Source organism: Dellaglioa sp. CoH-56-MRSF-14 (assembly GCF_056782115.1).
Genome location: NZ_JBXAYB010000044.1, coordinates 1 through 372, shown reverse-complemented (window position 1 = coordinate 372; position 372 = coordinate 1). Strand labels below are relative to the sequence as shown.

The following is a 372-nucleotide window of genomic DNA, read 5'->3' as shown; positions in this document are numbered from 1 at the left end:
AACTAATAAAACGCGGTGTTTCTCGGCTTATTGCTTAAAAATTTAATAAATATTATCTAGTTTTCAAAGAACAAATTCGACAATTAATATTGTCAATGGAGCCTAACGGGATCGAACCGATGACCTCCTGCGTGCAAGGCAGGCGCTCTCCCAGCTGAGCTAAGGCCCCATAATGGGTATTTTATTAATTGGTAAATGGGCCTAAATGGACTCGAACCATCGACCTCACGCTTATCAGGCGTGCGCTCTAAACCAGCTGAGCTATAGGCCCGTAAACGCTTTTGAGAGTAGATCTCTCAAAACTAAACAAATTTTCGACAAGTGTGTAGGTTTCCGTAATATTCCTTAGAAAGGAGGTGATCCAGCCGCAGG

General features: G+C 42.7%; 2 tRNA genes. Both read right to left on the bottom strand.

Going from position 1 to position 372, the window contains the following annotated elements:
• Positions 1 to 96: 96 nt before the first annotated feature.
• Positions 97 to 169: transfer RNA gene (locus AC1RPX_RS07785), tRNA-Ala, on the bottom strand.
• Between the two features lie 27 nt (positions 170 to 196).
• A tRNA-Ile gene (locus tag AC1RPX_RS07780) sits at positions 197 to 271 on the bottom strand.
• Between the last annotated feature and the right edge of the window lie 101 nt (positions 272 to 372).